Source organism: Mesorhizobium sp. M7A.F.Ca.CA.002.09.1.1, assembly GCF_003998555.1.
Classification (GTDB): domain Bacteria; phylum Pseudomonadota; class Alphaproteobacteria; order Rhizobiales; family Rhizobiaceae; genus Mesorhizobium; species Mesorhizobium ciceri.
Genome location: NZ_RZRR01001116.1, coordinates 1 through 1517 on the forward strand (window position 1 = coordinate 1; position 1517 = coordinate 1517).

A 1517-nucleotide genomic window follows, 5' to 3' on the forward strand; every position below is an offset into this window, starting at 1 on the left:
GGCAAGGACATCGCCATGGAGACGCGGGGCAGCGTTGTCGTGACGGATTCGCTCGCAGCAATCGATCTTGCGCTTGCAGGCGTCGGGCTTGCCTATGTCTTCGAGCCGCTGGCGCGCGCCGATCTTGCCGCGGGCCGCCTGGTCCAGGTGCTGCCGCAGACGGCGATCGAGGAACCGGGGCTATTCCTCTATTTCCCGCGCCGGGCGTCAATGGCGCCGAAGCTCAGGGCCTTTATCGACACCGCACAAGAAATCGGCCGGGCATCCTTGCGGACACCCGGCCGAGTTGCCTGAGCTGAGAAGCCCCTTCAGGGGCTATTTGTAAGGATTATTTCTTCACCGCAGCCGCGACTTCCGCCGCGAAATCGGTCTCTTCCTTTTCAATGCCTTCGCCGAGCGCAAAGCGCAGATAGGCGGAAATCTTGGCCGGAGCGCCGATTTCCTTCTCGGCATCCTTCAGTGCCTGCTCGACAGTGATGTCGGGATTGAGCACGAAGGCCTGCTTCAGGAGCACGACTTCCTCATAGAACTTGCGTAGGCGGCCTTCGACCATCTTTTCGATGATCGCTTCCGGCTTGCCGGACTGGCGCGCCTGATCGGCGAAGATCGCCTTCTCGCGCTCGACCGCAGCCGGATCGATCTGCTCGGCCGTCAGCGCCAGCGGGTTGGTGGCGGCGACATGCATGGCAACCTGGCGGCCAAAGGCATTGGCGGCATGCTCATTGCCCGTGGTCTCGATCGCGACCAGAACGCCGAGCTTGCCAAGACCATCGGCAACTGCGTTGTGGACGTAGGTGGCGACAGCACCGTGCGGGACGGTGAGCTTGGCCGAGCGGCGGAAGCCCATGTTTTCGCCGATGGTGCCGACAGCGTCCTTGATGGTGTCGGCAACCGACTTGTCGGAACCTGGATACTTTGCGGCGGCCACAGCTTCCGTCGTGCCGTAGGCCAGCGCAACCTTGGCAACATTGGCGACGATTTCCTGAAACGCGGCGTTGCGGGCAACGAAGTCGGTCTCGGAATTGACCTCGACGACGGCAGCCTCGCGCACGCCGTTGTCGACGCCGATCAGGCCCTCAGCCGCGGTGCGGCCAGCCTTCTTGTCAGCCTTGGAGATACCCTTCTTGCGCAGCCAGTCGACGGCCTCTTCCATGTTGCCGTTGGTCTCGGTCAACGCCGCCTTGCAATCCATCATGCCCGCGCCGGTCAAGTCGCGGAGTTCTTTGACCTGTGCAGCCGAAATGCTCATTGTCGCCTCTTTGTTTTAAATGCACCGACGCACCATCGGTATTCGATGGTGCGTCTGTTTAGCGTGCCAGAATATGAGAAAGATGAAGGCCGCAACCGGCCTTCGATTATCAAGCTTCCGGAGCGTCTGCAGCCGGGGCCGGAGCCGGGTCGAGCGCCGGTTCGACGGGAGCTTCGATCGAAGCGCCGATGTCGACGCCGAGCGCGCCCTGCTGACGGGCAATGCCGTCGATCGCAGCCTTGGCGATCAGATCGCAATAGAGCTGGAT

At 62.2% G+C, this 1517-nt stretch carries 2 protein-coding genes and 1 pseudogene; 1 reads left to right on the forward strand and 2 read right to left on the reverse strand.

All coding sequences use genetic code 11. The annotated features are described in order from the left end of the window. Positions 1 to 294, forward strand: a 294-nt coding sequence (locus EN994_RS30835; RefSeq protein ID WP_245466132.1) for a LysR substrate-binding domain-containing protein, incomplete at its 5' end; no start/stop codon positions are given. A gap of 34 nt (positions 295 to 328) precedes the next feature. Here EN994_RS30835 and tsf read toward each other — a convergent pair. Further along, positions 329 to 1249, reverse strand: coding sequence for a translation elongation factor Ts (gene tsf, locus EN994_RS30840; RefSeq protein ID WP_013531764.1), 921 nt, complete (start codon positions 1247 to 1249; stop codon positions 329 to 331). A gap of 109 nt (positions 1250 to 1358) precedes the next feature. Then, positions 1359 to 1517, reverse strand: a pseudogene (locus EN994_RS36515) (30S ribosomal protein S2); the annotation flags it as partial.